General features: G+C 70.3%; 1 protein-coding gene and 1 pseudogene. Both read left to right on the top strand.

Annotated elements, in window-relative coordinates; all coding sequences use genetic code 11:
* On the top strand, positions 1-769 hold a 769-nt coding region (locus ADK64_RS04915; protein ID WP_053655184.1), incomplete at its 5' end, for a phosphopantetheine-binding protein.
* A 264-nt stretch (positions 770-1,033) separates the two neighbouring features.
* A pseudogene (locus tag ADK64_RS42445) lies at positions 1,034-2,919 on the top strand (type I polyketide synthase); the annotation flags it as partial.

Genomic DNA, 2,919 nt, shown 5'->3' with positions numbered 1-2,919 from the left:
CATGACCGGTCACCTGGCACACAGCGATGTGCGCCGGATGGCACGCGCCGGGATGACCGCGCTGTCCACCGACGAAGGACTCACCCTCTACGACGCGGCGCTCGCCGATGCCGAACCGGTGCTAGTCCCGATGCGGATGGACACCGCCGCGGTGCGCGCGCAGTCGCAGGACTCCGTACCTGTAGTCCTTCGAAGCCTGTTGCGCGTGCCGGGTCGCCGAGCGGTCGAGGCCGGGCCCACCCCGTCGTCCGGTCTCGTCCCGCGGCTCGCGGGGCTGGTGGTCGCCGAGCGGGGCCGCGCGATGCTGGACTTCGTACGCGCTGAGGTGGCCACCGTACTGGACATCCCGAGTACGGAGCCGATCGAGGCGGGCCGGGCGTTCAAGGACCTGGGCTTCGACTCGCTCACCGCCGTAGAACTACGGAACCGCATCACCACGGCGACCGGACTCCAGCTGCCGGCCACTCTGGTCTTCGACTATCCGAATTCCGAGGTGCTGGCGCGGTGGTTGCTCGCCGAGCTGCTGCCGGCGGAGGAATCGTCCGCGCGGTCGCTGGACGAGGAGTTGGACAGTGTGGAGCAGGCGCTTTCGCTGGCCACCCCTGACGGCGTGACCCGGGCAAAGGTAAAGGTGCGGCTTCAGACCCTGCTGGCCAAATGGGACGACCCGCAGAGCGAGGCGCGCACCGATAACGCGGCGGACATCCTCGAATCGGGTTCGGACGAGGAGATATTCGCTTTGATCAACGAGGAACTCGGCCGGTCCTAGCGGGAAGTCCTGGAGGGCAATCGCAAAGGGGCGGGGTCGTCGGCGTCGAGGCGGGGTGCGGACCCCTGGCCATGGCCGTGCGTTTTCCGGCATTCCTTGCTGGTGGCGGCCGGGTTGGCTGGGGGCCCTAGGGGGCGGGGTAGGGGTTGAACCCGCCGTTGGGCTCTCATAGTTTTCAGTCAGGTTTGGTGAAGTGCCCAGCGGTGCGCCCGGGATATATGTCACCCGGGAAGCCGTTGGCCTGCCCTGAATAGGTGGCGTGGAATGGCTAATGAAGAGACTCTTCGCGATTACCTCAAGTGGGTAACGGCCGATCTGCGTCAAACGCGCCAGCGTGTTCGTGAGCTGGAGGAGGCCGAGCAGGAACCGATTGCCATAGTGGCGATGGGCTGCCGACTGCCGGGCGGGATTCGACACCCGGAAGACCTCTGGCGGATGGTCGCTTCCGGTGCGGAGGGAATCTCGGATTTTCCCGAGGACCGGGGCTGGGACATCGACGGCCTCTACGACCCGGACCCTGAGAAGACCGGCACGTTCTACGCGCGCCAGGGCGGATTCCTGCACGACGTCGCCGACTTCGACGCCGGATTCTTCGGGATCTCGCCCCGCGAGGCGCTGGCCATGGACCCGCAGCAGCGCCTGCTGCTGGAAATCTCCTGGGAGGCCTTCGAGCGGGCCGGGATCGATCCCGGCACCATGCGCGGCAGCCAGACCGGCGTCTTCATCGGGCTGACCGGTACGGACTACGGGCCTCGGCCGCAGGACGCGGCGGAGGGCCTGGTCGGCCACCTGATGACCGGGAACACCGCCAGTGTCGCCTCCGGGCGCATCGCGTACACCTTCGGGCTGGAGGGCCCCGCGGTCACCGTGGACACCGCCTGCTCGTCGTCGCTGGTGGCACTGCACCTGGCCGCTCGCGCGCTGCGCCAGGGCGAGTGCTCGATGGCGCTCGTGGGCGGCGCCACCGTGATGTCGGGGCCGGGCGCGTTCATCGAGTTCAGCCGCCAGCGCGGGCTGTCCCCCGACGGCCGGTGCAAGTCCTTCGGGGCGGCCGCGGATGGTACGGGATGGGCCGAGGGCGCCGGTCCGACGCCCAGCGCAACGGCCACCAGGTCCTGGCGGTGCTGCGCGGCAGCGCGGTCAACCAGGACGGCGCGAGCAACGGCCTCACGGCCCCCAACGGCCCGGCCCAGCAGCGCGTCATCCTGCAGGCCCTGGCCGGCGCTCGGATCGCCCCGGACGCAGTGGACGCCGTCGAGGCGCACGGCACGGGCACCGCGTTGGGCGATCCGATCGAGGCGCAGGCGCTGCTGGCGACGTACGGGCAGGGTCGGGAGGCCGGGCGGCCCCTGCTGCTGGGGTCGTTGAAGTCCAACATCGGGCACACGCAGGGCGCCGCGGGCGTGGCGGGCGTGATCAAGATGGTGCTGGCGATGCAGCACGGCGTGCTGCCGAAGACCCTGCACGCGGACGAGCCGACCCCGCAGGTCGACTGGTCGGCGGGCGCGGTCTCGCTGCTGACCGAGGCGGTGGAGTGGCCGGAGGCGGCCGACCGTCCGCGGCGTGCGGGCGTTTCGTCGTTCGGCATCAGCGGCACCAATGCGCACGTCATCCTGGAGCAGGCACCGCTCGAGGTGGCGGACGGAGAGTCCCCCGAGGAGCCCGAAGCGGTGTTCGGCGAGGGAGAGTTGCTCCCTCTGCCGCTCTCGGGGCGTGGCGAACAGGCCCTGTGGTCCCAGGCCCGGGAGCTGGCGTCCTTCGTCGAGCGACGGCCGGATCTCCGCCCGGTGGACCTCGGATTCTCGCTGGCCACTTCGCGGGCGCACCTGGAGCACCGTGCGGTCGTGCTCACGGCAGCCGGCGCGGATGGGGACGACGCACGGTTCCGGGGGCTGTCGGCTCTCGCCGACGGTCAGGACGCCCCCCATGTCGTCCGTGGCATAGCCACCGATGGCGCGCTGGCCTTCCTCTTCTCGGGGCAGGGGTCGCAGCGGTTGGGGATGGGCCGGGAGTTGGCCGGGGTGTTTCCGGTGTTCGCTGCTGCTTTGGACGCGGTGTGCGGGGAGCTGGACGCCTTTTTGGAGCGGCCGTTGCGTGGGGTGTTGTTCGCGGCGGAGGGTTCGGCCGAGGCCGGGTTGCTGGATCGGACG

It is taken from the genome of Streptomyces sp. MMG1121 (genome assembly GCF_001280015.1).
Taxonomy (GTDB): domain Bacteria; phylum Actinomycetota; class Actinomycetes; order Streptomycetales; family Streptomycetaceae; genus Streptomyces.
This window is presented reverse-complemented; position numbering and strand designations above follow the sequence as displayed.